This window comes from Mucilaginibacter sp. KACC 22063 (assembly GCF_028736115.1).
Classification (GTDB): domain Bacteria; phylum Bacteroidota; class Bacteroidia; order Sphingobacteriales; family Sphingobacteriaceae; genus Mucilaginibacter.
Genome location: NZ_CP117877.1, coordinates 1,201,001 through 1,227,332 on the forward strand (window position 1 = coordinate 1,201,001; position 26,332 = coordinate 1,227,332).

At 41.5% G+C, this 26,332-nt stretch carries 29 protein-coding genes; 19 read left to right on the forward strand and 10 right to left on the reverse strand.

What is annotated here, in order from left to right; translation table 11 throughout:
* Window positions 1-82: 82 nt before the first annotated feature.
* Window positions 83-1,483, forward strand: a complete 1,401-nt coding sequence (gene uxaC / locus PQ461_RS05295; RefSeq protein WP_274302323.1) for a glucuronate isomerase — start codon at window positions 83-85, stop codon at window positions 1,481-1,483.
* Window positions 1,484-1,527: 44 nt separating this feature from the next.
* On the opposite strand, the gene PQ461_RS05300 is transcribed toward uxaC, so the two are convergent.
* The gene (locus tag PQ461_RS05300; protein WP_274302324.1) at window positions 1,528-1,929 is read right to left on the reverse strand and encodes a hypothetical protein; all 402 of its coding nucleotides are present in this window, start codon (window positions 1,927-1,929) and stop codon (window positions 1,528-1,530) included.
* A 77-nt stretch (window positions 1,930-2,006) separates the two neighbouring features.
* On the opposite strand from PQ461_RS05300, the gene PQ461_RS05305 reads away from it, so the two are divergent.
* Window positions 2,007-3,821, forward strand: coding sequence for a DNA polymerase III subunit gamma/tau (locus PQ461_RS05305; RefSeq protein WP_274302325.1), 1,815 nt, complete (start codon window positions 2,007-2,009; stop codon window positions 3,819-3,821).
* On the opposite strand, the gene PQ461_RS05310 is transcribed toward PQ461_RS05305, so the two are convergent.
* The 3 genes from PQ461_RS05310 to PQ461_RS05320 form a co-directional block, all read right to left on the reverse strand.
* Window positions 3,818-4,522: an SDR family NAD(P)-dependent oxidoreductase gene (locus PQ461_RS05310; protein WP_274302326.1), complete on the reverse strand. Its 705-nt coding sequence runs from the start codon at window positions 4,520-4,522 to the stop codon at window positions 3,818-3,820. The two genes, PQ461_RS05305 and PQ461_RS05310, sit on opposite strands and share 4 nt — an antisense overlap.
* Before the next feature lie 157 nt (window positions 4,523-4,679).
* Window positions 4,680-6,455 carry an aromatic amino acid hydroxylase gene (locus PQ461_RS05315; protein ID WP_274302327.1) on the reverse strand — a complete coding sequence of 592 codons (1,776 nt, stop codon included), beginning with the start codon at window positions 6,453-6,455 and terminating at the stop codon, window positions 4,680-4,682.
* A gap of 69 nt (window positions 6,456-6,524) precedes the next feature.
* Complete coding sequence (locus PQ461_RS05320) at window positions 6,525-7,469, reverse strand: lysylphosphatidylglycerol synthase transmembrane domain-containing protein (RefSeq protein ID WP_274302328.1); 945 nt, start codon at window positions 7,467-7,469, stop codon at window positions 6,525-6,527.
* A 157-nt stretch (window positions 7,470-7,626) separates the two neighbouring features.
* Between PQ461_RS05320 and PQ461_RS05325 the strand changes: the two genes are divergently transcribed.
* The 11 genes from PQ461_RS05325 to PQ461_RS05375 all read left to right on the forward strand — a co-directional run bounded on the left by PQ461_RS05325 (window position 7,627) and on the right by PQ461_RS05375 (window position 15,859).
* Window positions 7,627-8,496, forward strand: coding sequence for a carbon-nitrogen hydrolase (locus tag PQ461_RS05325; protein WP_274302329.1), 870 nt, complete (start codon window positions 7,627-7,629; stop codon window positions 8,494-8,496).
* Between the two features lie 46 nt (window positions 8,497-8,542).
* Window positions 8,543-8,896 carry a four helix bundle protein gene (locus PQ461_RS05330; protein WP_274302330.1) on the forward strand — a complete coding sequence of 118 codons (354 nt, stop codon included), beginning with the start codon at window positions 8,543-8,545 and terminating at the stop codon, window positions 8,894-8,896.
* 4 nt (window positions 8,897-8,900) lie between these two features.
* A complete protein-coding gene (locus PQ461_RS05335; RefSeq protein ID WP_274302331.1) occupies window positions 8,901-9,959 on the forward strand; it encodes an agmatine deiminase family protein in 1,059 nt (352 codons plus the stop codon).
* A gap of 147 nt (window positions 9,960-10,106) precedes the next feature.
* Window positions 10,107-10,586 carry an SRPBCC family protein gene (locus tag PQ461_RS05340; RefSeq protein WP_274302332.1) on the forward strand — a complete coding sequence of 160 codons (480 nt, stop codon included), beginning with the start codon at window positions 10,107-10,109 and terminating at the stop codon, window positions 10,584-10,586.
* A gap of 27 nt (window positions 10,587-10,613) precedes the next feature.
* On the forward strand, window positions 10,614-11,006 hold the full coding sequence (locus PQ461_RS05345) for a helix-turn-helix domain-containing protein (protein WP_274302333.1): 393 nt from the start codon (window positions 10,614-10,616) through the stop codon (window positions 11,004-11,006).
* A gap of 88 nt (window positions 11,007-11,094) precedes the next feature.
* Window positions 11,095-11,856, forward strand: a complete 762-nt coding sequence (locus PQ461_RS05350; RefSeq protein ID WP_274302334.1) for an SDR family NAD(P)-dependent oxidoreductase — start codon at window positions 11,095-11,097, stop codon at window positions 11,854-11,856.
* 254 nt (window positions 11,857-12,110) lie between these two features.
* Window positions 12,111-12,965, forward strand: coding sequence for a LiaF transmembrane domain-containing protein (locus PQ461_RS05355; RefSeq protein ID WP_274302335.1), 855 nt, complete (start codon window positions 12,111-12,113; stop codon window positions 12,963-12,965).
* Window positions 12,966-12,980: 15 nt separating this feature from the next.
* Window positions 12,981-13,316: a DUF4288 domain-containing protein gene (locus tag PQ461_RS05360; protein ID WP_274302336.1), complete on the forward strand. Its 336-nt coding sequence runs from the start codon at window positions 12,981-12,983 to the stop codon at window positions 13,314-13,316.
* A gap of 12 nt (window positions 13,317-13,328) precedes the next feature.
* Entirely contained in the window at window positions 13,329-14,363 is a 1,035-nt protein-coding gene (locus PQ461_RS05365) for a sensor histidine kinase (protein ID WP_274302337.1), read from the forward strand.
* Entirely contained in the window at window positions 14,360-15,115 is a 756-nt protein-coding gene (locus tag PQ461_RS05370; RefSeq protein WP_274302338.1) for a LytR/AlgR family response regulator transcription factor, read from the forward strand. Before PQ461_RS05365 ends, PQ461_RS05370 begins: the two co-directional genes overlap by 4 nt.
* Window positions 15,116-15,142: 27 nt before the next feature.
* Entirely contained in the window at window positions 15,143-15,859 is a 717-nt protein-coding gene (locus tag PQ461_RS05375; RefSeq protein ID WP_274302339.1) for an NIPSNAP family protein, read from the forward strand.
* Here PQ461_RS05375 and PQ461_RS05380 read toward each other — a convergent pair.
* Together PQ461_RS05380 and PQ461_RS05385 are read right to left on the reverse strand one after the other, a co-directional pair.
* Window positions 15,822-16,571, reverse strand: coding sequence for a DUF3891 family protein (locus PQ461_RS05380; protein WP_274302340.1), 750 nt, complete (start codon window positions 16,569-16,571; stop codon window positions 15,822-15,824). The two genes, PQ461_RS05375 and PQ461_RS05380, sit on opposite strands and share 38 nt — an antisense overlap.
* A 256-nt stretch (window positions 16,572-16,827) precedes the next feature.
* The gene (locus tag PQ461_RS05385; RefSeq protein WP_274302341.1) at window positions 16,828-17,823 is read right to left on the reverse strand and encodes a fumarylacetoacetate hydrolase family protein; all 996 of its coding nucleotides are present in this window, start codon (window positions 17,821-17,823) and stop codon (window positions 16,828-16,830) included.
* Window positions 17,824-18,125: 302 nt separating this feature from the next.
* Here PQ461_RS05385 and PQ461_RS05390 point away from each other — a divergent pair, with 302 nt between their 5' ends.
* The 3 genes from PQ461_RS05390 (at window position 18,126) to PQ461_RS05400 (ending at window position 21,203) form a co-directional block, all read left to right on the forward strand.
* Window positions 18,126-19,283 (forward strand): homogentisate 1,2-dioxygenase, encoded by a 1,158-nt coding sequence (locus PQ461_RS05390; protein WP_274302342.1) that lies wholly within the window; start codon window positions 18,126-18,128, stop codon window positions 19,281-19,283.
* A gap of 95 nt (window positions 19,284-19,378) precedes the next feature.
* On the forward strand, window positions 19,379-20,503 hold the full coding sequence (gene hppD / locus PQ461_RS05395) for a 4-hydroxyphenylpyruvate dioxygenase (RefSeq protein WP_274302343.1): 1,125 nt from the start codon (window positions 19,379-19,381) through the stop codon (window positions 20,501-20,503).
* Window positions 20,504-20,600: 97 nt separating this feature from the next.
* Entirely contained in the window at window positions 20,601-21,203 is a 603-nt protein-coding gene (locus PQ461_RS05400; protein WP_274302344.1) for a YdeI/OmpD-associated family protein, read from the forward strand.
* 35 nt (window positions 21,204-21,238) lie between these two features.
* Here PQ461_RS05400 and PQ461_RS05405 read toward each other — a convergent pair whose 3' ends face one another.
* Entirely contained in the window at window positions 21,239-22,219 is a 981-nt protein-coding gene (locus PQ461_RS05405; RefSeq protein WP_274302345.1) for a type I phosphomannose isomerase catalytic subunit, read from the reverse strand.
* A 153-nt stretch (window positions 22,220-22,372) separates the two neighbouring features.
* On the opposite strand from PQ461_RS05405, the gene PQ461_RS05410 reads away from it, so the two are divergent.
* From PQ461_RS05410 to PQ461_RS05420, 3 genes are read left to right on the forward strand one after another with little or no spacing between them, the layout of a single operon-like run.
* Window positions 22,373-22,720, forward strand: coding sequence for a hypothetical protein (locus tag PQ461_RS05410; RefSeq protein ID WP_274302346.1), 348 nt, complete (start codon window positions 22,373-22,375; stop codon window positions 22,718-22,720).
* Window positions 22,696-23,412 (forward strand): hypothetical protein, encoded by a 717-nt coding sequence (locus PQ461_RS05415; RefSeq protein WP_274302347.1) that lies wholly within the window; start codon window positions 22,696-22,698, stop codon window positions 23,410-23,412. Before PQ461_RS05410 ends, PQ461_RS05415 begins: the two co-directional genes overlap by 25 nt.
* 7 nt (window positions 23,413-23,419) lie before the next feature.
* Window positions 23,420-23,953: a DUF3267 domain-containing protein gene (locus PQ461_RS05420; RefSeq protein WP_274302348.1), complete on the forward strand. Its 534-nt coding sequence runs from the start codon at window positions 23,420-23,422 to the stop codon at window positions 23,951-23,953.
* Between the two features lie 54 nt (window positions 23,954-24,007).
* Here the strand turns inward: PQ461_RS05420 and PQ461_RS05425 are convergent, their stop codons facing one another.
* The 3 genes from PQ461_RS05425 to PQ461_RS05435 all read right to left on the reverse strand — a co-directional run bounded on the left by PQ461_RS05425 (window position 24,008) and on the right by PQ461_RS05435 (window position 26,314).
* A complete protein-coding gene (locus tag PQ461_RS05425) occupies window positions 24,008-24,478 on the reverse strand; it encodes a hypothetical protein (protein ID WP_274302349.1) in 471 nt (156 codons plus the stop codon).
* 110 nt (window positions 24,479-24,588) lie between these two features.
* On the reverse strand, window positions 24,589-25,818 hold the full coding sequence (locus tag PQ461_RS05430) for an NADP-dependent isocitrate dehydrogenase (protein WP_274302350.1): 1,230 nt from the start codon (window positions 25,816-25,818) through the stop codon (window positions 24,589-24,591).
* Between the two features lie 103 nt (window positions 25,819-25,921).
* The gene (locus tag PQ461_RS05435) at window positions 25,922-26,314 is read right to left on the reverse strand and encodes a DoxX family membrane protein (protein ID WP_274302351.1); all 393 of its coding nucleotides are present in this window, start codon (window positions 26,312-26,314) and stop codon (window positions 25,922-25,924) included.
* Between the last annotated feature and the right edge of the window lie 18 nt (window positions 26,315-26,332).

The window sequence follows — 26,332 nt, forward strand, 5'->3', positions numbered from 1 at the left end:
AAATGATGGCGCGTTTAGCTTAAAACTGTTTAATTTTTATATTTACTGCCACCGTTAAACCTAAGCTGACGGAGCCATTGATATGAAAAACTTTTTGGACGAGAATTTCCTGTTGCAAAACAAATCTGCAGAGCGGCTTTATCATGAGTATGCGAAGCAGATGCCTATTATAGATTACCATTGTCACTTGCCGCCAGATCAGATTGCGCAAGATCACCAGTTTGAAAACCTTACCCAGATATGGCTTTACGGCGACCATTATAAATGGCGGGCAATGCGTGCCAATGGTGTTAATGAGGCTTTTATAACAGGCAATAAAAGTGATTACGAAAAGTTTGAGCAATGGGCAGCAACGGTACCTTATACCATGCGTAACCCGCTATATCATTGGACACACCTCGAGCTTCAACGATATTTTGATGTGCACGATCTGTTAAGCCCTCAAACGGCAAAACAGGTATATGATAATTGTACTGCCAAGCTGCAAACAGGGGCATATTCTGTAAAAAGCCTTATCAAAAAAATGAATGTGGAAGTGGTTTGCACCACGGATGACCCGCTGGATAATCTCGAATACCACCAACAGATTAAATCAAGCGGTTATGATGTTAAAGTGCTGCCTTCTTACCGTCCTGATAAAGCGATGAACGCAGATGATGTAGCCGCTTTAAATGCCTACATTGATAAACTGGAAAAGGTTATTGATGCCGAGATAGGCGATTACGATACCTACATTGCAGCTTTAAAGCAAAGGCATGATTACTTTGCTGATAATGGCTGTAAAGTGGCAGATCATGGGCTTGAGCAGATCTACGCGGAAGATTACACCGAGGACGAGATCAGGACAATATTTACCAAGATCAAAAGTAATGGTGCCTTGTTGCCTTTAGAGATATTGAAATTTAAATCGGCTATGCTGACACAGTTTGCGCTGTGGCATCATGAAAAAGGTTGGGTACAGCAATATCATTTGGGTGCATTGCGCAATAATAACAGCAGGGCGTTAACAAATCTTGGTCCCGATACCGGTTGGGATTCTATCGGTGATTTTAGCCAGGGGCGTGCCTTGTCGCGATTCCTTGATAAACTGGATACCGAAAATAAATTAGCAAAAACTATTATCTATAATCTTAACCCGGCTGATAACGAAATGATGGCCGCCATGATTGGCAACTTTAATGATGGATCGGTAGCAGGCAAAGTACAATATGGTTCGGCCTGGTGGTTTTTGGATCAAAAAGACGGCATGACCAAACAGATCAATGCGTTGTCGAACATGGGTTTACTTAGCCGTATGGTAGGTATGCTTACCGATTCGCGCAGTTTCCTTTCATTCCCACGCCATGAATATTTCCGCCGTTTGCTGTGCAATTTATTTGGTAATGATATTGAAAATGGTGAGCTGCCCGCTGACTTTGAATGGATAGGTAAAATTGTACAGGATATCTGCTACAATAATGCGAAGGCGTATTTTGGGTTTTAGTGCTGTTTTTATTTAAACTCTTGTATGAGTAAATAGATCGCGGATTAAACTAATATTGATTTAAGGGTTTCATACCATTGCTTATTATGGGTGAACAAGCCATTATGGTCAATAATAAGGTATATCTTTTCCATATTTCTTCGTTCATAAAACCTGATGCGTAACGGCTGCCATAATGCACCAAAATTTTTTACCGAAGTATTTGTGAAGATATCATCAAGGTATACTTCGTCTATAGTGTTCAATGCTATAGTTAGATCATACTCATTTTCATGTCCCTTAATTAGCAGCTCTTCTGCTGTTAATCCGATATTTCCCTTATGGTGATGTAGTGGCCCAATACCTGATAGTAAAGAGGCAGCCACACGCGTTTGATTATTTATTTCAGCATACTCAAAATCATAACTCCATAATACCCGTCCTTGTAAAATTAATTCTTGTGCCATATCACTAAGATAAGTTTACATTTATAATCATCAAAGTAGCCTTTCAGCTTTACAGGCAATTAGCTATCTTAGTAGCTGTGGATAATTTTATAGTTTCGGCTCGTAAATACCGTCCGGCTACTTTTGAAACCGTTGTAGGTCAGCAACATGTGACCAACACTTTAAAAAACGCAATCAAAAGTAATCAGCTGGCACAGGCATTTTTATTCTGCGGGCCGCGTGGAGTAGGGAAAACAACATGTGCGCGTATCCTGGCAAAAACCATTAATTGCACCAACCTGCAGCCAAATGGCGAAGCCTGCGGCGAATGCGATTCGTGCCGCGCATTTCAAAATGGCAATTCTTTTAACGTTCATGAGTTAGATGCGGCATCAAATAACTCGGTTGATGATATCCGTAACCTGATTGACCAGGTGCGTATACCACCTCAGGCAGGCAGGTATAAGGTATATATCATCGATGAGGTGCACATGCTATCTCAGGCAGCTTTCAATGCTTTTTTGAAAACTTTGGAAGAACCGCCAAACTATGCCATTTTCATCCTGGCTACTACAGAGAAGCATAAAATTCTTCCTACTATACTTTCGCGATGCCAGATCTTTGATTTCAACCGTATCCGTGTTGAGGATATGTCGGCTCACCTAGCATCTATCGCTGTAAAAGAAAATATTAAATACGAGGACGACGGCCTGCATATCATTGCTCAGAAAGCAGATGGCGGTTTGCGCGATGCCTTGTCTATGTTTGATCAGATTGTAAGTTTTTCTGGGGCTAATGTTACCTATAAAACGGTAATAGATAACCTGAACATTCTTGATTACGACTATTATTTCAGCCTGACCGACAGCCTGATGAAAGAGGAAACGTCAAAAACCCTGTTGATTTTTGATGAAATACTTTCAAAGGGATTTGATGGCAGCCATTTTATATCAGGCCTTGCATCGCACCTGCGAAATCTTTTGGTAGGTAAAGATGCTGCTACGCTAAAACTGCTGGAGGTAAGCGAGGGCGTACGCCAGCGTTACCTTCAACAATCGCAAACAGCCAGCGGATCGTTTTTGCTTTCGGCATTAAATATTGCCAATCAATGCGAGGTGAATTACCGCATGAGTAAAAATCAGCGTTTGCAGGTTGAATTAGCTTTGCTCAAGATGTGCCACCTCACCTCTGCACTCAGCATGGCATCGGTTACGCAAAGCACATCAGTAAATGGTGAGCAAAAAAAAAAACCTGATACCCCAGCAGTAGCAGAGGCAGCAAAGCCTTATGAAGCGCCCGCAGCAAAAGCAGCTCCTGTAGTAAATGATACGCAGGCGCAATATCAGCAGAAGCCTGAAGCCGCAACACCGCCGCCTGTACATGCAACTCCGCCAGTTACGGCACCTGTTGCAGAAAAGCCAAAAGTTTTTATCCCTAACCTGCAATCAACCATGAAGTCGGTGACTATACCGTCTTTAAATGATTTGGGCAATACAGCTACCGTTGAGGCAGATGAGGATGATCCTTATTTAAAAGGGTCGGACAAAGAGCCCTTTACAATGGATACTTTCCTGAAAAAATGGAATGAATACGCTGCCAAACTAAAGGCTGAAAGTAAGATGGGATTATTTACCATTTTTACTGCTGAAGCGCCAAGGCAATTGTCTCCGCTTCATTTTGAAGTTTTGCTAACCACTAAAGCTCAGGAAAATAGTTTCAGGGACGAAAAGCCCTCATTGATGAACTTTTTACGCTCTGAACTAAGGAACTTTAGCTTAGAAGTAACTACCCGTATGGTAGAGGCTACTGCAACTAAAAGGCCTTATACCGATTTGGAAAAGTTTCAGCACATGGCAGCTAAAAACCCGCATTTGAGAGAGTTGCACAAACGCTTTAACCTCGATTTTAATTAAGGAGTTGTTACAGCAACAGGCAGTATTTTTCCGTTGAAGAACTTGTGACCGGTAAGCGAAAAATCAGCAATGTACTTACCCATTTCAAATGCCATCACAGGCGACTCGTAGCCTGGGAAAGCCTGCTCTAACATTTCTGTTTGTGCCGATCCAAGGGCAAGGCAATTAACGCTGATCTTACGGTCGGTGAGTTCGTTAGCCAGCGTTTCCGTAAAGTTATGTAATGCTGCTTTGCTTGCCGAATAAGCAGATAAACCTGCAAACTTAGCGCTTCCCTGTACGCCGCCCATGCTACCGATGTTAACAATGTGGCCGCCAGCTTTAATGTAAGGCAGCATCGCCTGCGTCATGCGTATATGCGCCAGGAAATTACTTTGCAACATCTCCACAAAGTCGCCTTCATCGGTTTGTTCAAAAGGCTTGTTGATCAGTGCGCCCGCATTATTGATCAATATATCCACATGCCCGCCAAATTTCTGTTCAATAAATTGTTTTAAGCCATCATAATCATCATTCACCAGGTCAAACACAACAGGGTAAATAGTACAGCCAGGGTTTAAGCTGGTCGCAATTTCCTGAAGGCGGCTCAATTTGTTTTGCTGGCGCGCCAAAGCAATTACATGGTTTTCGTCTTTATTGATAAGCTCTAACGCTGCCTCGAAGCCTACGCCACTGCTGGCACCGGTGATAATGATATTCATGTTATTAGATATAATTTATCAGTTATGCCGAACTTGTTTCGGCATCCCACCTGCTAAGAAATAATTGCAAATGAGATCCTGAAACACGGTCTCTAAAGGAGTCCTTCGGACAGGATCACAATCATTTTTGCTAAGGGTTGAAATTAATAACAAATTTCTACACTACCAGTTTTTGTTCAACCGGGTGTTTAATCAGGTAAAGGCCGTCGGCAATCAGCTTCTTAAGCTCAGGTTCATTAGCGGCTTTTTGCTCTAAAAAGTCTCTGATTTCGGATGCTAATTCCGGTTTTGCGTTTTCATGGTCTAATACTTCCAGAATTTCCAATGCGCATAACCAGTCGGTGTGATGCTTTTGCTGAAGCGTTTGCCACACATTGCCCAAATAATCTAAGCTGCTGTGAGTTTGCCTGCAATTACGTACTTGCTGGTAAAGCTGATGCAGCTCAAGCGTGCTGGCATCATAACTTGCATGGAATGTATTAGTGGTCGATTTGTAGGCAATTTCTTCAAAAGCTTCCTTATCGGCTGCGCCGCAAAAAACAGAAACAATCCTTTCGCCTATAGCCATGTCATACACACCCCATGATGGGTCGAATAATATATTCCCATTCTCATCCTTTACTGTGCAGTCTGCAAAAGTAATTAAAGCTAACTTTTCCTGGTTGTAAGTTAAGTGGGTAATTAAGCCTGTGACATTGACACCACTCTCAAAAGTTAAACTTACGTTTTTACCATTTTCAATGCCTAATTTGCTTAACTCTTCGGTGGTTGCCATTTCCAACGCCTTCTCAAAGCCTTTTAATCTGCCAACCGGCGAACTGAAACCATCTTTATGATAATCCTTTCCGTGGCCGCTTAGCTGTTTATCTGCAATGGCTAACATGGATGGCCCGCTGGTTTTCACAAAAGCAAGTTGCCCCTGAAACTCCGTGAAACTTGTAAAAGTGCCGCTCACCTGCAAGCCTGAACTGTATACAGCAGTGCAGGTATTTTTGCTATCCACTGCTTTTTGCAAGCCATAGCTACCACCACGCCTGAATGACATGGTATCGGCAAATTGCTCCAATACATCAATGAGGTTTTGAAAAGTTGGCGTTACAAATAACTGCGGCTGCGGCTTTGTAATATCGTAAGGATAATTAACCGCATCTATCGTATAAGTGATCTTGGCCACATCAGATTTCATGCAGCTTGCACTTTCGCCGATAGATGAAAGTAGCCCCGCACCATAAATTTTAGGATCTTCAAGTGGTCCAATTAATCCATATTCAACCGTCCACCAATGCAGTCGGCTTAATAAAGCCATCTCCGAAGGCTCACCCATGTTTTGCTGTCGATCTTCTACCAGCTTTTCAGCTTCTGCAATTTCAGCTGCGTCGGCATCAGGCATTTCCTTTAAGATAGATAGCGCACGTATGGCTTCGTAAAGTTCAAAATCTTGGGCTGAGAACATGGCTTTTGCACCAATCGAGCCAAAATAGCTCAGGTAGTCGTGGTAATCCTTATCGGCAATAATAGGAGCGTGGCCGGCCGATTCGTGGATGATATCCGGGGCAGGCGTATATTCTATATGCTTAAGCTGGCGGATGTCGGCAGCTATCACCAGCACACGGTAAGCCTGGTATTCCATAAATGCAGCAGGTGGTATAAAACCATCTACCGTAACGGCACCCCAGCCAATTTTTGCCAGGGCATCGTTCATTTCCTGCAAGTTGGGTATCTTCTCTATAGTTAGTCCAGCCTTTTGCAAGCCTGGTATATAAGGATAATAGGCTACATCTTTGAGATAAGCATAGTTTTGCCGCATTACATACCGCCAAACGGCATGGTCAACAGGGGTGTAATGCTCATAATGCTGATCTACAATAAATTGCTTTAAATGACGGGGCAGCGCAGCTACCTGCGGGTTATTAAAATCATTAAAACGGCTCATTGCGGAATAATTGGTTATGCAATTAAACGCAAAAAAATTTGATTTCGGATTGTTTGCTGAAGATAATCCCTACTGCTGTGCAGGAGTTTGATGATGATCTTCTTCTATCGCAGGTAAACCCTCTTCTAATTTTGAAGTGTTGAATACATAATACATGCCCAGCAATGATATGGTTGCAGATATTACATAAAAGGACAAGCTTAAAAATACAGCCAGTTCCTGATCCATGTGAAACTCAGAAACAGTGAACTTGAAAATGTATTCGCGCATGCCTAAACCACCGAATGTAAAAGGCACCACGGCGGCAAGCGAAGAGGTTAAAAATGCAAACAGGTAAGGCGCAAATTTCTCGTTATGGTGCAGGCTTAGCATTACCAGTAAAATAGTACATACCTGTAAAGATTGCACACCTATTGCCTTCGCATGACCCAGGAAAAAATTACGGGTGTATTCTTTAAAAAACTTGTGAGCAACAAAGTAATATATGGCGGTGCCTACAACAAAAATAGCAGCTGGTATAGCAACGTGTACGCCCATTTGCGGCAAAAAGATAACAAGTACAACTGTGATAAAACCGATTGCCCAAAAGCCGCTCAGCCTGTCGAAAAGCAGTACCCAGAAAACTTTTTTAGCAGGCATTTTATAGCGTTTGTTCAGCAGCCATATTTTATAACCATCGCCGCCTATGCCACCTGGTAAAAACAGGTTGTAAAACATACCCAGTAAGTATAAACGCAGGTTAAAACGCCAGTCGAGATCCAGGTTGATAGAGCGGAAGAAGGTAAGTAACCGCCATGACGACACCAGCGTGGATATAAAGAAGCAAATCATTGCTGCAATAATCCAGAAGGTATTAGCCTCATGCAGCAGGGCCTTCACTTTTGTAAGATCTATCTTTTGAAAGATATAGTAAAGTAAAACCGCAGTTACCGCAATTTTTAAAAGCGTTTTGGCTACAGCCCAAAGCTTATCCTTTGTAGTTTTTGGCTTATCTGCCTTTTCTGTATCTGTCATTTTGCGGCAAAGATAAGTATTTTGCTTTTAGTTCATTTTCTTAGTACTATTATCAGTTTGTTAAGACTTTAAACCTGATAAAAAGATGACTGCTAATGAACAAATGAACCAGTAAACCAATCAACTAAATCCCTACATTTGCGCAAAATTTAAGTAGATGAGTAAAGTAAACGTTGGACTGGTGCAGATGTCATGTACGGCAGATAAGCAACAGAATTTGCAGAAAGCTATTGAGAAGGTACGCGAGGCAGCTCAAAAGGGTGCCCAGATCGTGTGCTTGCAAGAGCTTTTTACCTCACTTTATTTTTGTGATGTTGAGGATTACGACAATTTTGCATTGGCAGAAGCTATTCCCGGCCCATCAACAGATGAGCTTTCAAAGGTGGCAGCCGAGCTTAATGTAGTGATCATTGCATCGCTGTTTGAAAAACGCACACAAGGGCTTTACCATAATACTACTGCGGTTTTAGATGCCGATGGCAGTTATTTAGGTAAATACCGCAAAATGCATATTCCTGATGATCCGGGTTTCTATGAAAAATTTTACTTTACTCCCGGGGATTTAGGCTACAAAACCTTCAAGACTAAATTTGCAACTATTGGCGTACTGATCTGCTGGGACCAGTGGTATCCGGAAGCAGCACGTATCACTGCATTAATGGGTGCCGAAATATTATTCTATCCTACAGCTATCGGCTGGGCTTCAACACAGGATGTAACTACCAATACCGAGCAATACAATGCATGGCAAACTATTCAGCGTTCGCACGCGGTAGCTAATGGCGTACACGTGGTAAGCGTGAACAGGGTAGGCGAAGAAGCAGGTTTGAAATTCTGGGGTGGCTCATTTGTATCAAACCCATTTGGTACGGTTATGTTCCAGGGTTCACACCATGACGAGGAAATCACTGTAGTTGAACTTGATCTGAAAAAGACAAATTACTACCGTACACACTGGCCTTTCCTTCGCGACAGGCGTGTAGAAACTTACCAGCCGATAACAAAAAGGCTTATTGACGAGGACTAAAGAGTCGATAGCCAATAGACCATTGACAATAGTTTAAAATTGTAGAATGGCTTTTAAATTTGAAAAACTTCAAGTTTGGCAAATGGCTTTAGACTTAACTGATGAAATAGATCGGTTAACAAAAAAGAGTTTTCCAAAAGATGAGCTATTTATATTGACATCACAAATTAAGCGTGCTGCTGATTCAGTGGTATTAAATATTGCCGAAGGCTGTACAGGACAAACTAATCCAGTATTCAAAACATTTTTAGGTTATTCGTTAAGATCAGCTATTGAAGTGGTTTCATGCCTCTTTATTGCGAAACGACGTGGCTTTATAATACAATCTGATTTTCAAAAATTATATGATGACTATGAATCTTTGACCAAGATGATTACGTCATTAAGAAATACGCTATAACACTATGGACTATCGACCATCGACTATTGACTCTCCCTACCAAGCCGGCTTCTCATTTCCTGCCGAATGGGCGCCGCATACTGCTACATGGCTTAGCTGGCCGCATAAAGAAGAATCTTGGCCGGGAAAAATCGGTATGGTTTATCATAACTATTGCCAGTTTATTAAAGTTGTTGCCGAAGGCGAACTGGTCCGCATTAACGTAAAAGACGAATTGATGCAGGCCTTTGCTAAGCAGCAATTAGAATTAGTTGGAGCAGACTTGAGTAAAATTGAGTTTTACGAGTTTCCGACTAATGATGCCTGGTGTCGCGATCATGGTCCGGCGTTTTTAATTAATCGCGAAACTAAACAAAAGGTAGTAGTTGACTGGGGCTACAATGCCTGGGGAGGTAAGTATCCGCCGTTTGATATGGATGATGTTATCCCTACACGCATTGCTCAACAATTCGGCTTGCCGGTTTATCATCCCGGTATCGTAATGGAAGGCGGTTCGGTTGATTTTAATGGTGCAGGCACGATACTTACCACCACAGCATGTTTGTTGAATGAGAACCGCAATCCGCATTTAAATCAGCAACAGATAGAAGAATACTTGCGCAATTATTACGGCGTAGAACAGGTGCTATGGCTTGGCGATGGTATAATCGGCGATGATACTGACGGCCACATTGACGATATTACCCGTTTTGTAAACGAGGATACCGTAGTTACCGTTGTTGAAGAAAATAAAAACGACGAAAATTATCACATCCTGCAAGAGAACCTACAAACACTTAAAGGCATGCGTTTGCTTAACGGTAAGCAATTAAACATTGTAGAATTGCCAATGCCTGATCCTGTTATTTATGATGGTCAGCGTTTACCGGCGTCTTATGCTAATTTCTATATTGCAAACAGTGCGGTAGTTGTACCAACTTATCGTTGTGATAATGATGCAAAGGCGTTAGATATTTTGCGGCAGTGTTTCCCTGACAGGAAGGTAGTAGGTATTGATTCTACAGATATTATCTGGGGACTGGGGAGCTTTCACTGCTTAAGCCAGCAGGAGCCGGCAGTATAATAGAATCAAGAACCGAGAGCCAGGAAACAACACGAGCTCCAATGTGCACGTTATGCTCTACTTGTCATTTCGAACGTATGTGAGAAATCTATATTTACATTATATAGGATTTCTCCTGATGTCGAAATGACAACTTAAGTTTATCCAATGCCACTCATCGCTCTCCAAACTTTCATCAATGCTCCCCAGCAGGTGTGCTTTGATTTGTCAAGGAGTATTGATCTGCATAAAATTTCCACTGCTCATACTAATGAAGAGGCTGTGGCCGGAGTTACAAGTGGCTTAATTGGTATGAACGAAACCGTTACCTGGCGGGCAAAGCATTTGGGCATTTGGTTTCAACTAACCTCCAAAATTACGCAGTTTGACCCCTTTAATGCTTTTACTGATGAAATGGTGAAAGGTCCGTTTAAGTATATTCATCATCAGCACATTTTTGAAGTCAGAAACGGCGGAACATTGATGACAGACATGTTCAGTTTTGCTTCTCCGTTTGGTTTGTTAGGCTTAATTGCTGATAAGGTTTTGCTTACAAGCCATCTTAAGAAATTACTCATTCAAAGAAATGAAATTATTAAAGAATATGCCGAAAGCGATCGATGGAAAGATGTGATAAGTTATCAGTAACTTAGTATTAACAACTACACTTTGCCAATGGAAACACTCGCAGCCAAGCTTCCAAAAAAGATATTTTCGCGTGCGCATGAAATTACCGCCGATTACCTGAAGGCTGTAGATAAACATCTGGACGATGTTGCCAATGGTTCAGTAACGGAAATGTTCGAGATACGGGATTTTGCAGAGCTATTGCATATCCACCCTACGCATTTAAGCAATACCATTAAACTTATCACTGGCAAGCATCCATGTTATTATATAGAAAGCAGGCTGATGGATATTGTAAAGGATAAATTGCTGAACACAAATTTATCTATTGCCGAAATTGCCCGGCAGCTTACTTACGACCCATCAAACTTTACTAAGTTTTTTAAGCATTTCGAAGGGATAACTCCTAATCAATATCGTCAGCAGTACAAAAAATTCTGAAGTAGTCACCATAAAATCTGAAACTGTCACCATGTTTTAGTGCCGAACCATACTGAACTTTGTATTGTTAATCAAGACAACAAATAGTATGGAAAGCACAAACAAAATAGCATTAGTAACCGGCGGTAGCCGAGGGTTAGGTAAAAACGAAGCGCTTACGCTTGCAAAGCACGGGCATCATGTAATTATTACTTATAACAGCCGTAAAGATGAAGCGGACAAAGTAGTAGCCGAAATTGAAGGGCTTGGCCGCAAGGCTGCGGCTTTGCAATTAAACGCCGGCGAGGCTAAAACTTTTGAGGCATTTAAAGGCCGGCTTACCGAAGTTTTGAAAAGCGTGTTCAATACAGAAAGATTCGATTTTTTAATAAATAATGCCGGTATAGACTGGGCTGCACCTTTTGAACAAACCACCGAAGAACAGCTGGATACCCTTTATAATATTCACTTTAAAGGCGTATTTCTGTTGAGCCAAACTTTATCACCAATAATAAATGATGGCGGCCGTATTGTAAATACTTCTACAGGTTTGGCACGTTTCACCACCCCGGGTTATGCAGCTTATGCTTCAATGAAAGGCGCTATCGAAACCTTAACTAAATATATGGCGAAGGAATTAGGTAAACGCAAGATTAATGTAAATATGGTTGCACCAGGGATAATCGAAACTGATTTTACCGCTGCTGCACGTGAGCATGAAGGATTGGTAGAATATATCTCCAGCCAGACCGCTTTAGGCCGTATTGGCCAGCCGGATGACATTGGCGGTGTAGTAGCATTTCTATGCTCAGACGATGCGCGCTGGGTAACTGCACAACGCGTAGAAGCATCAGGCGGTATGTTCTTATAGGGATTAGTTACCGGGTTATTTGCGATAGAGTTATTAGTGTTATGCAAGCACTAATAACTCTTTTTTATTTACAGCTTCTTAATAAGAATTAATAACATAATAGCCTAATAACCCAATAACCGGTAACCTACTACGCCAACTTTCACCGTTTATTCAACCCCATTCACCGAGAATTTACCATAAGCAGCCAGTTATTAATTGACGTATGCCTATTGTTATTATAGATTTGAATCATACTTTTAAAGCAATTCAAAATGAATAACGATATAAATACACAAAAGGCCGGTAACGGCAAAGCAATTGCCGGTACATTGCTTCTCATTTTTGGAGGCATCCTTTTAGTAAAACAGCTTGACTTCTTTTTCTTCCCTGGTTGGATTTTCAGCTGGCCTGCTATCCTGATCATGATTGGTTTAGTAACAGGTGCACGTTGCAATTTCAAAAAGCCAGGATCTATCATCATGATCGTTATCGGAGCCGTATTCCTTATAGACGATATTTTTCCGATGATTGATATCGGCCATTTTATATTCCCGTTAGCGTTAATGGCGGGTGGTTTCTGGATCATCTTCGGCCGAAAAAAAAAACTGGAAAACCGCAGGTACAGGCAACAATGGGCTGAGCGAAATTCAGCAGCATGGAACAGCGAATGGGATGCACGTGTAAATACTGAAAACCCGGCAGATCCGGCAGACCCAACAGCCGGATCTGATTCAGAAGGTTCAACAACCAACAATGCTTACGGCAGCAACTTTAATCATGTTAACGGTGATGATTTTATTGATACTACCTCAGTTTTTGGTAGTGTTAATAAAACCATTCTTTCGAAAGACTTTAAGGGAGGCGAGATCGTAAACGTTTTCGGCGGTACCGAACTTAACTTTACCCAGGCTGATATAAGTGGCAGGGTGTATATAGATATTACGCAGTTATTTGGTGGTATTAAATTAATTGTGCCCCCGCACTGGCAGGTAATATCAGATATAGCAGCAGTATTTGCCGGTATTGACGATAAGCGCCGCCCCGGTACAATAGCACAAAGCCCTGATAAGATATTGATACTTAAAGGCACATCCATTTTTGCAGGTATAGAAGTAAGAAGCTATTAATCTCAATTGATCGTTATGAACTGGTACGTAGCAAAAATTATTTTCCGTATACTATGTAATGATGGTAACTGCCAGGCGCAGTTTGATGAGCAACTGCGCCTGATCAGTGCCCAAACCAAAAGCGAAGCCTTTGAAAAAGCAATAGCTTTTGGCCGCCAGAACGAAGACCGTTTTTTGAATGATGATAGGCAGAAAGTAAAATGGTCATTTGTTAACGTGGCTGATATCAATGAAATAAGCGGCCTTAAAGATGGCGTTGAACTGTATTCCAATATTCACGAGGCTACCGATGCCGATTTGTACGTAGGCTGGGCAAATCATAAGGCAGCTTTGCTTCAACTTGAAAATTAAAACAACTGAACCTTGAGTGCACCTGTAACCACTTTTGCTAACCTGCGTTGGGTATTTCTTACCTGCGGCCTTATCTGGACCGCTTTGCAGGTTTATCTGATCCATAGTTTTGGGTTCGACTGGTACGTTGCCTCTGTCGATGGGGTGATCAGTGCGGTGGCGCTTGCTGCTTCGTGCTGGTTAATTGATAATACACTTCGTTTTTACCAGCCATCACAAAGCAGTTACCTTAATCTTTTAATCTGGTGCGGCTTGTTAGCCGGTGTTTGTTTGGCGATAAGCCGTTTTGTATTGCCACTCATCATCACTCTTCCCGAATATTACATCTTCGTCACTAAATCAATAGTGATACGGTTTTTTACCAACTTTTTAGCCATAGGCTGGATGGCCATGATCAGTTTGGTATGGTACGCACAGCAAGATCATAAAGAGAACGAAAAGCGTAAAGCCGAAGCCGAAAAGTTAGCCAAAGAGGCTGAGTTGTATAACCTTCGCCAGCAACTGCAACCACACTTTTTATTTAACAGCTTAAACTCCATCAATGCACTCATCGGCTTTAAGCCCGATGAGGCAAGAAAGATGATACACCAGCTATCTGACTTTTTGCGTGGTACATTGAAAAAGGACGATCAGCACATGGTCACCCTGTCTGAAGAGTTAGCCCACCTGCAGCTATATCTTGATATTGAAAAGGTGCGTTTCGGGCACCGTTTGCAAACAGAGATCAGTTGCGATGATTTTTGTAAAGTTGCTACCCTGCCGCCTTTGCTATTGCAACCAGTTGTAGAGAATGCTATTAAATTCGGATTGTATGATACTATTGGTAGTGTAACGGTTAGTATAAGAGGCGAAATGGAAGATAACTACCTGCAAATTATTGTGCAAAATCCTTATGATCCGCAAACGGCAAAACCACGCCAGGGAACTGGCTTTGGTTTAAGTGGCATGCAAAGAAGGTTACATTTGATATATGCCCGCAATGATTTAGTTGAAACCTTCGTAAATGATAATATCTTTACAACTATTATAAAAGTTCCGCAGGCATGAAGAAAGCGCTGATCATTGATGATGAACCACTGGCACGCATGGTGGTATTAGAATATTTGCAGCATTTTAAAAACGAAATAGAAGTATTGCAGGAGTGTGGCGATGGCTTTGAAGGTATGAAAGCCATTATGCAGCACCAGCCGGATATTATATTTCTGGATGTGCAAATGCCTAAGATCAATGGCTTTGAAATGCTGGAACTTTTAGAGCAACCGCCGGCTGTAATATTTACCACTGCATTTGACGAGTACGCCATTAAAGCATTTGAAGCACACGCAATAGATTACCTGCTGAAACCATTTAGTAAAGATCGTTTTGATAAAGCTGTGGAGAAATTTTTAGCGCTTGCTAACAGTGCCCCTCAGCAAAAAGAGCAGCAAAAGCATACTGAAGAGTTGCTGGATACCATGGCGCAGGCCGTTCAGCATGACCGTATTGTAGTTAAAACTGGTACTAAGGTTAAGATCATCCCGGTTAACGATGTGGTTTATCTGGAGGCTGATGATGATTATGTAAACATCCATACGTCTGAAGGTGCTTTCCTGAAAAATAAAACGATGAGCTTTTTCGAAAAGGTACTTGATCCACGCCAGTTTGCACGTGTTCACCGTTCGTTTATCGTAGCGATAGACCAGATCACCCGTATAGATCCTTACGAAAAGGATTCACACATTGCCATATTGAAATCAGGTGCAAAAGTGCCGGTAAGCAAAACCGGTTATGTAAAACTAAAGCAAGTATTAGGAATTTAATTTAAATTAGTGGCTTACCAATAAGCCATGAAAAACCTACTGCTAATCTGTATCTTTTTATTAAGTGTTATTGTTGTAAAAGCGCAACCTAAAGGCGACTATTACAAGATCAATATCTACCATACTACCAGCAAAGCTCAGCTGGATTCGCTCGACGATTACCTGCAAAATACATTTGTACCCAAAGTGCATAAAATGGGGATTAGCAAAGTGGGCGTGTTTCATCCCATAGCTAATGATACCAGCGCAGATAAGCGCATTGTTGTTTGGCTGCCATTGAAAACGTTTAACCAGGCAACCGAATTTATGCCTGATCCTTCTGCCGCTAAGTATAAAAGAATGGAAAGTATATTGCTTAGTGCATTTCCTGATGCGCTGCACTATCAACTGCCAGATTTAAAAGGGAACAAGCAAGATCATATTTATGAGCTGCGCAGCTACGAAGGGCCTACCGAAGAGCGTTATATTTCAAAAGTGAAGATGTTTAATGCCGGCGGTGAAGTGAAGCTGTTTAAACGATTAAATTTTAATGCCGTGTTTTATGCAAGCGTTATCGCCGGATCGCACATGCCTAACCTGATGTATTTAACAAGTTTTGACGATATGGCCAGCCATGATGCTCATTGGAAAGCCTTTGGAAACGATGCTGAATGGAAGCACTTGAATACCTTCGCCGAATATTCGGGTAATGTATCGCATGCGGATATTATTTTGATGCATGCTGCGCCGTATTCTGATTTTTAAGTACCCAGCTGCGTTCCTGCACTTCTGCTTTTAAAAACTGGGTTCTAAAATCCTGCGGGTTTTTAAACTGCAACTGCGGAATAATGCGGTATTCTATCTGTACCTCAAACTCATTTACTTCAAAAGGCCAGGGCGATACGTCAAGTTCGCCTTTTTTACCTTGTTGTAGGGTATAACAGTGTTCGCCGCCGCCTTTGCTGATTTCGATAAGGCGGTGTTCGGGTTGCACTTCATGCCTGCAAAGCAATAGAGAAAATGCATCGCACCATTCTAAAAAGCCATAAATGTTATCAGCCTCTGCTTGCGAAATGTTTAATTGCTTACACCATTGTTTTTGTAAAGCCTGCTGCTCTTTAAGGAATGCCTTTACTTCGGGCTTATTGGCTTCTTTCTGATATAAGAAACTCATATGCATAGAAGCCAGCAGGGCAGTATATCGGCTGCGCGATAAAGAAAAATCGAGCAGGCGCTTACAGCGCTCAGCTTCAAATAATTTCATATCGAAATTTACAGGGCCGCCCTGTGGCGTCAGAAGATCGTCCTCATCTAATTCAGTCTGGGCATCATCATGCCCGGCAATGGCAATTACGGTTTCAGTCCAGCGCTTTGGGCGGTTAACAGTTTTCCATTGCATGGCTAACTGTGCAGCAAGCAGGCCATGTGCCCGTTGTGTAATGATTTCCCAGCCTTGTTCAGTGTAATTAACGATCATGATTAAATGACAACAGGCTTAGGGATGTTGTTTTAATACGCTTACATCTTTCGCTCATTCGGCGCTGGCCTGTAACTTTTGGCTTGATCCAAAAGTTACCAAAAGATCAAGACAGCAAGAGGCTTCTTTACCCACAAACCACCCCTGCAAAACAGCTCGATAGGCACTCACCACACAGCCGAAGTAGCATCGACTGTTTTCATCGAAGCTGCTCGCTGTCTGAAAGAGCATAGTGCAAATTAAGATATTAATTGAATTACTTCTTCAATTTAAGCAGGCTCCAATCGGTATCCGCTTTTTTAATCACAGAGCTTAAAGCCCCTAAACCGGTTACTTCCATCTCCACCAAATCACCGGGTTGCAGCCATTGAGGCTGATAATTGGCATCATTCAATAAACCTGTTCCATTCAGTTCCAGAAAGCAACCCGTACCTACAGTTCCAGACCCAATTACGTCCCCCGGTAAAATATCACAGCCATAGGCGCAGCGTTCAATAATTTCGGAAAATGTCCAGTCCATATCCGCCATATTACCAGCTGATACCCGTTTGCCATTTACTTGGCAGATCATATCTAATTTGTAAGCATTGCCGGTATGTCCTGCCGGGCTGGGTACTTTAAACTGTTCAAGTTCGTCGGGCGTTACTAGCCACGGACCTAATACAGTGCTAAAGTCTTTTCCTTTAGCGGGGCCAAGGTTTAGCAGCATTTCTTCCATTTGCAGGGTACGTGCACTCATATCGTTCATAATCATAAAGCCTGCTATATAATCATCAGCTTCTGCAGCCTTAATGTTGCGTCCTTTTTTGTTGAGTACCACAGCCACTTCCAGTTCAAAGTCAAGCTTTTCAAAATGATCTGGCATGCACTCCACCTCGCCGGGGCCTTGTACGGCATTATGGTTGGTGAAGTAAAAAACAGGGTATTGGTCAAACTCGGGGATCATCGGCACGCCGCGGTTTCTGCGTGATGTTTCTACATGCTGACGAAAAGCATAAGCATCGCGGCAAGAGGTTGGGTGCGGTACCGGAGCCAAGAGTTCGAAAAATAATTCTTCCTTGGCCTCACGTTTGCCTGTAAGTATTTCGTCGTTCACCTTTTTTGCACGATCCATCAGCTCATCACCGCCCCATAAAAACGCGTTCATGTTGTCGGGTATTAGCTTATCGCATGAGTGAAGATTATAAATATGGCCATTGGCAAATATGCCCAGATGTTCCTGGTCTTCGGTTTTGTACGATACAAGTTTCATAAACGGATATAAATGGTTGCAATAAAACTAAACAAAATACAAGGTTTTAAGATTATGCTTGCATAATAATAATTTACTTGGTAATTTGCCTTACCATTTATAAATGAAACTGATACAGCAACACGGAATACAAAAACTCATTGCCATGCAAGTTGCATCGGCTATCCGTTATGCTATGCTCTCAAAAATAGTTTTCGCGCAGTATTCGTTCAGCTGCTAATTGTTCCGGCTATTGCCGGTCATGCTTTTTCGCATCCCCTGATTTTTCTTAACGTTTTTTCTTACTAAAATTTAGTAGACAAATGCCTGTTTATCATACGCTGGGACAAATCCCGCATAAGCGTCATACCATTTTCCGTAAACCGGATGGTGGTTTATACGCCGAAGAACTGGTTTCAACAGAAGGTTTTTCAAGCATGTATTCGCTGGTTTATCATTGCTACCCGCCAACCATTGTAAAAGAACTTGGCGAGCCTTACAGTGTTGAACCTAAAATTGCCCGTGAAAAACACTTGAAGCATACCAGCCTTATTGGCTTTAATGTACAGCCAGAGGACGACTACCTGAAAAGCCGTAAGCCGGTATTGGTAAATAATGATCTGCACATTTCGCTTGCTGCACCCCGTCAGTCCATGACCGACTATTTCTATAAGAACAGCCAGGCAGATGAGGTGATTTTTATCCATCAGGGCACCGGGACACTGAAAACCGGCTTCGGCAATATCAGGTTTGCGTATGGCGATTATCTGGTGATCCCGCGTGGTACCATTTACCAAATGCAATTCGACAATGTAGACAACCGCCTTTTTATTGTGGAAAGCTTTAGCCCTATACGTACACCCAAGCGTTACCGTAATCAGTTTGGGCAACTGATGGAGCATGCGCCGTATTGCGAACGCGATATTAAACGCCCCGAAAATCTGGAAACTCATGATGAGAAAGGCGACTTTAAAGTGCTCATTAAAAAGCAGGGGCTGATTTATCCTTATGTATACGGCACGCATCCTTTTGATTTTATTGGCTGGGACGGGTTGCATTATCCCTGGGCATTTTCCATACACGATTTTGAACCAATAACTGGTCGTGTGCATCAACCACCACCAGTACATCAAACCTTTGAGGGGCACAACTTTGTGATCTGCTCATTTGTGCCGCGCAAATTCGATTACCATCCGCAATCTATTCCTGCACCCTATAACCATAGCAACGTGGACAGCGATGAGGTACTTTATTATGTAGATGGCGATTTTATGAGCCGCAAAAATGTAGTTAAAGGTCAAATCACCCTGCATCCCGGCGGTATACCACATGGGCCGCATCCAGGGTCGGTAGAAAAGTCGATCGGTAAAGAAGCCACAGAAGAGCTTGCTGTAATGATCGACCCTTTCCGCCCGTTGATGCTTACCGAAGAAGCCTTAGAAATTGAAGATCTAGACTACTATAAAAGCTGGGCAGAATAATTAAGTCCAAATCAGAATTTACAGAATTTTAAAATTAACAAAACTAAACATCTAAAACTCCCTCTCCTTAAGGAGAGGGTTGGGGAGAGGTAAAAATGGAAACACTAACAATAGCAAATCCAGCACAAACCAGCGATTTTTTACCGCTGAATGGTACAGATTATATTGAATTTTATGTGGGCAACGCCAAACAGGCGGCTCATTTTTATAAATCAGCTTTCGGCTTTCAAAGCCTGGCTTATGCAGGCCCGGAGACTGGTGTGCGCGACCGTGCATCATACGTGTTGCAACAGGGCAAGATCAGGTTAGTACTTACTACGCCTTTGCATTCTGACCACCCAATGGCGGAGCATATTAAAAAGCATGGCGATGGTGTAAAGGCGCTTGCCTTATGGGTTGATGATGCTTATGATGCTTTTGAGCAAACAACCGACAGGGGAGCAGTACCATATCAGCAGCCGCAAACTATAAAAGACGAGCATGGCGAAGTACGTACCAGCGGTATCCAGCTTTATGGCGAAACCGTACACCTGTTCATCGAACGTAAAAACTATAATGGCCCTTTTTTACCGGGTTATGTAAGTTGGACTACAGAATATAACCCAGAACCAACAGGCTTGTTGTATGTAGATCATTGCGTGGGTAACGTGGGCTGGCATAAAATGAACGAATGGGTGAATTTTTACCAGGAAGTAATGGGCTTTAAAAACATCCTCACTTTTGATGATAAAATGATCTCTACTGAATACTCGGCCTTAATGAGCAAGGTAATGAGTAACGGAAATGGTTTTGTGAAATTCCCGATCAATGAGCCGGCAGAAGGCAAAAAGAAATCGCAGATTGAGGAATATCTGGAATATTACGAAGGCGAAGGCGTGCAGCATATGGCGCTTGCTACCAATGATATTGTAAAAACCGTGACTGACCTTAAAAGCAGGGGAGTAGAGTTTTTGACTGTACCTACTACTTATTATGATGACCTGCTTGACAGGGTTGGCCATATTGACGAAGACCTGGAGCCGCTTAAAAAATTAGGCATACTGGTTGACCGTGACGAAGAGGGGTATTTACTGCAAATCTTTACCAAGCCGGTCGAAGACAGGCCAACTGTTTTCTTCGAGATCATTCAGCGTAAAGGGGCGCGCTCTTTTGGAGCAGGCAACTTTAAAGCATTGTTCGAGGCGATAGAGCGCGAGCAGGAATTAAGAGGCAATTTATAACTGACTAAATAAATGCAATGTGAAAATGCTCTTCGTAATGAAGGGCTTTTCTTTTTTAATAAGTAATTGTAATTTAAACTAACCAATTACTTAAAACATGAGCCGATTTGAACCGCACACAGACGAATATATAGAGAAGGCCGCCGATTTTGCCAAGCCTTTACTTGCTCACATTCGCGAACTTGTACATAAGGCATGCCCCGAGATTGAAGAAAAAATGAAATGGGGGCACGTGCATTTTGATTATAAAGGACCAGTATGCTACATGGCTGCGTTTAAACAGCACTGCAATTTCGGGTTCTGGAAAACCAGCCTGATGCCCGACCCCGCATCGTTATTTAAAGGGAGTGAGGAAGAAAGCAAGCTAAACGGTTTAAAAACTATTGCCGATCTGCCACCCGATGATGTGATGATTGAATATATCAGCAATGCCATTCTGCTGAATGAGCAGGGTAAAAAAGTAGTTAAGGCTAAACCTAAAGCTGAAAATGCAGAGATAGAAACGCCGGATTATTTTAAGGCTGCTTTAAACAAAAATGCGAATGCTCAGAAACATTTCGATGCTTTTTCTAATAGTAAACGCAAGGAATATATACAGTGGCTGGAAGAAGCCAAGACAGAAGCTACCCGGCATAAACGTTTAGATACCGCTATGGAATGGATAGCCGAAGGCAAAAGCAGAAACTGGAAATATCAGTAATGAAAAAGGCCCTTATTTAAGGGCCTTTTTGGATATTATTCGATATAACTTTCAAGGATTTTAAATCCGCCTTCGGTAACCAGTTCTACATGGTTAATATTTTTTGGCAGCAGGATGCAATCACCCATTTTAACCTCGTAATGCTCGTTGCCATATTTTAGCTGGTAAGCGCCTGCAATACAAACGTGAATTACAAACGAATCAAGCTTGCTGTAATCTCTTGACGTATTTTCTGTAAAGTCAAGTACGTTGGTTGTGAAGTAAGGACAGCTTACCAAATGCACCGCTTCGTTCTGCTTTGCAGTGTATTGGGTTTTGTAATGGTCGTAATGTTTATAGTCGATGGCAGCTAAAGCCTCTTCAGTATGCAGTTCGCGTTTGTTGCCTTTGTCGTCAACACGGTCAAAGTCATAAATACGGTACGTAATATCTGATGTTTGCTGAATTTCGGCAATCAGTAAACCTTTACCAATGGTATGCACACGGCCGGCAGGTAAAAAGAAAACATCGTCGGCTTTTACATCCTCGCAGTTAAGGATGTCCATAATATGGCCGCTGTTCAGTTTTTCTAAGTAGATGTCCTGGTTAAGTTCCTGGTTAAAGCCAGAGATTAGAGTCGAACCCGGATCAGCTTCGATCACATACCACATTTCAGTTTTACCAAACGAGTTATGGCGTTTTTTAGCCAGCTCATCATTAGGGTGCACCTGGATAGAAAGATCATCATTGGCATCAATAAATTTAACCAGTAACGGGAAGGTGTTGCCAAAATGCTCATAAACTTTTTTGCCTACCAGTTCCTCTTTATACTGCTCCAGCAGGTCGGCTAAAGACTGGCCTTCCAGCTCGCCATTGGCAATTACAGAAACGTCAGACTTAACGCCTGATATTTCCCAGGTTTCGCCGCAGTTTGGCAGATCGCCAAAATCTTTATGCAGGTAAGTTTTTATTTTTTGGCCACCCCATATCTTGTCTTTATAGATGGTTTTAAACTTTAATGGATACAATGTTTGCATGTGTGTGTCATTAATGATCGAGGCAAATATAACTAATAAGGTAATTGGCAGTTTGTCCAAGTTTGTATCGACTTAATAAATAAACCTATTTTAATACAGAGTTACCTGAACCTCGTGATAAAATAATATTTTAGAAGATCTAATCTAACTACAATGCAGGAAGACCTAAATCACAATCCGGAGCAGACAGATGAAGCAGAGAAGTGTATTAATTGTGGCAATACAGAAATTCTAAAAGGCTATAGAAATAATCTTTGTTCAGAATGCCGCGAAAAAATGATTAATTATCCAATACCATTATGGGTTAAGCTTTTTGGTCTTGGAATATTAGTGGTGATGTTAATATCAATTATATGGCTTCCTGGGAACTTTAAGGCTGCACTAGCATTTTCAAAAGCTGAAAAAGCTAAAAACAACCATTTTTATTTAACGGCTCAGCGTGAACTTGAAATTGCCAGAAAAAGGTTCCAAATTCTGTGGATGTTCTTGCGGATGAATTGATAGCGGCTTATTATAACAATGATCTTGAGACTGTGGCAAAGGCAGGCGATTTGCTAGCAGGAAAGGACTTTGAAGATAGTATTAAACTTGGACGTATCAACAAAATACTTGTGGAGATGAGAAATTTTTATCCATCAGACACTTTTAAAAATACTTTTGATAAATATAAAAACCAACCCGTAAACGATACGATTTACAGTCACTATGTTAAAACCCATGCGGAAGATGGTTACGCAAAATGGTTTTTAGCAAATGTTTACATAAGAAAAGAAGATTACTCTAAAGCAGATGATTTGTTGTCAGACTTGTTGTTAAATGATCCGGAACTGTTGGCTGCGCTTAATGATAAGATAATGGTGAAGCGCGAGTTAAATCAACCGGATTCATCATTATACTATGCGGATAAACTACTCAGTATTAATAAGGAATCCTTATACGGACTTTCTTCAAAAGCACGTACGCTGCTTAAGATAAAGAAAAATAAGCAAGGGCTTGAGCTTGCTTTAAAATGTTTTAATCTTGAAAAGAACTTTCCATATAATCAGGCAACTTTAGCATTGGCCTATCATTATAATAAGTATTATAAACAGCGCGACGAATTACTTAACAGAATTAACATAGATAGTACTACTGCTGCTTACATGCAATATGCACGTGATGTGATTTCAAATAAAGTTAAATTTCAAAACTAAGCCTTATATGTTTTTTGTTCCCGGCATTTTAATAACAATTGTCACTTTTCCAGGCGTTATTGTACATGAACTGGCGCACCAACTATTTTGCAGATGGTTCAAAGTTCCGGTATTTAAAGTTGTTTATTTTCAGATGGCTAACCCAGCCGGATATGTTTTACATGAGCCGGTAAATAATAAATTGCAATCGATAATGATTAGTATCGGGCCATTCTTTTTAAATACTATTCTCGGAGCACTTATCGCATTTCCTGCCGCTATTCCTGTTTTTAAATTTGATAATGGTAACATAGCAGATTACCTTTTAATTTACTTAGGAGTTTCTATCGCTATGCATGCATTTCCGAGTAGGGGGGATGCTCAGTCTTTGTGGCAGTCTTTAAAAGAGCCTGACACTTCTTTAATTGCAAAAATTTTAGGATACCCGGTTATTGGTTTAATCTATGTGGGTGCCATAGGCAGCTTTTTTTGGCTTGATTTTGCTTACGGTATAGCAATAGCTGTTGGACTACCTACTTTACTGATTAGTCTGTTAGGCTAAAACAGCAAAGCCTGCTTAATGTTAAGCAGGCTTTGGGAGATATTCTTTAGCTAATTATTTTACTATTACAAATCTGCCGGTGCTCAATGTATCGGTGTATGATTTGCCATTATACTTAAATACAATAAGCTTTTGATAAGATGAACATTTATTATATATAGTTTGGGTTTTGGTGTACACCGTATCCTGATCAGTGGTTGTCAAGCTGAAAATAGTAGAATGTTCGCCACTGGGGTAGTATATTATTAACAGGTGTTTCCCCGGATATTTAAAGATATTCAATTTGTTGTTATTAAGTTGGATAACCGTCAGGCTATCATAGTGGTTTGGCGTAGCTATGTCAAATAGGTCGCGGTTTTTGCTGTCTACTAATTGCAGGGCTATAACGGGTACTGCCATAGATGTGGCTGCAACAGATGTAGCAGGAACTACAGCGCACCCTTTTTCGTCTTTACGGCAACCAGAAAATATAACACATGCGAGGCAAACTGCCGTTAAAAAGTGAATAGGTTTAAATTTTTTCATATGACTGTTTTTAATATTTACGCAGGCAAGTAAAACATTGATACAGTGTAAATAAAAAAATCCCGGCAGGCATTGCCTGTCGGGATTTTTAATAGTAGTTGGCTGATTGCTTACTTACCTAATTTAGCTTTCAGGTTTTCGTCAATGGCTTCTAAAAATTCTTCTGTATATAGGTAATCGGTACCATGCTCAACTTTAGCTTTAATGCTGATTGCTAAGTCTTTGGTCATTTTACCGCTCTCTACAGTTTCAATACATACCTGCTCTAATTTATGGCAGAAATCGATCAGTTCCTGGTTGCCGTCCAATTTACCGCGGAACTCTAAACCACGGGTCCATGCAAAAATAGATGCAATTGGGTTGGTTGAAGTTTTGCGGCCAGCCTGGTACTCGCGGTAGTGGCGGGTAACTGTACCGTGTGCAGCTTCAGCTTCCATTACAGTACCATCCGGAGTTACCAGGGTAGAGGTCATTAAGCCTAATGAACCGAAACCTTGTGCAACAGTGTCAGACTGTACGTCGCCGTCATAGTTTTTACAAGCCCAAACAAAGTTGCCATTCCATTTAAGGGCAGAGGCAACCATGTCATCGATAAGGCGGTGTTCGTAAACAAGGCCTTTTGCTTCAAACTGTGATTTGTAATCAGCCTGGTAGATTTCTTCAAAAATATCTTTAAAACGGCCATCGTATTTTTTAAGAATGGTGTTTTTAGTTGATAGATATAAAGGCCAGCCTTTCATTAAAGCCTGGTTGAAACAAGCATGAGCAAAACCACGGATAGATTCGTCGGTATTGTACATGGCTAAAGCAACGCCATCACCTTTGAAGTTATACACCTCAAATGATTGTGCTTCGCCACCATCTTCAGGGGTGAAGGTTACTGTTAATTTACCTTTGCCTTTGGTTACAAAGTCGGTAGCACGGTACTGGTCGCCAAAAGCGTGACGGCCAATACAGATCGGAGCTGTCCAGTTAGGCACCAGGCGCGGAACGTTTGACATTACGATAGGCTCGCGGAATACAGTACCATCCAGAATGTTACGGATTGTACCATTTGGCGATTTCCACATTTGTTTCAAACCAAACTCTTCTACACGGGCTTCGTCAGGTGTAATGGTAGCACATTTGATACCTACGCCATATTGTTTAATCGCGTTAGCAGCATCAATAGTAACTTGGTCGTTGGTTTCGTCGCGGTATTCAATACCTAGGTCGTAATATTTTATATCCAGATCAAGATAAGGTAATATCAGCTTATCTTTAATAAACTTCCAGATAATGCGGGTCATTTCATCCCCATCCAGTTCAACCACCGGATTTTCTACTTTAATTTTTGACATCTCTGATACTTTTCGGTTAGTGGGCTCAAATATATAAAAATGAGATATACAAATTAGTCAAATCAAAAAAGTGACAAAGGGAATTGTGAGCTCCGTTGCACACCTATACCGTAGGTTTCGCAGCGAATATCGGTGTATAGTATTTAAGGTAACCGAAGCCCAAAAACAGGTTAAGCACCAATACACCTACACCCATTGGCACACCTGCAGGGGCTAAAATGGTATGGAACAAAAATATGTTCAACGAAATAGGGAAAAGGATCAGGATAAAAAATGCCGTGTAGCGATTAAGTAATAAAAATAATCCGCCTAAAATTTCAATTACTTTCATGTACTGGAAAAAGTAACCCGAGCCATACAGGCCACCCTGGAATGCTGTGGCTTTCTCCGTCATGGCAGGTACCTGCATCGGGATAAAGTGGAAGAAAAAGTTAAGGCCGAACACCAGGTAAATAAGCCCAAGCAAAATGCGGGCTACTAAAACTGCAATTTTCATAGCTGTTAGGTTTAATTA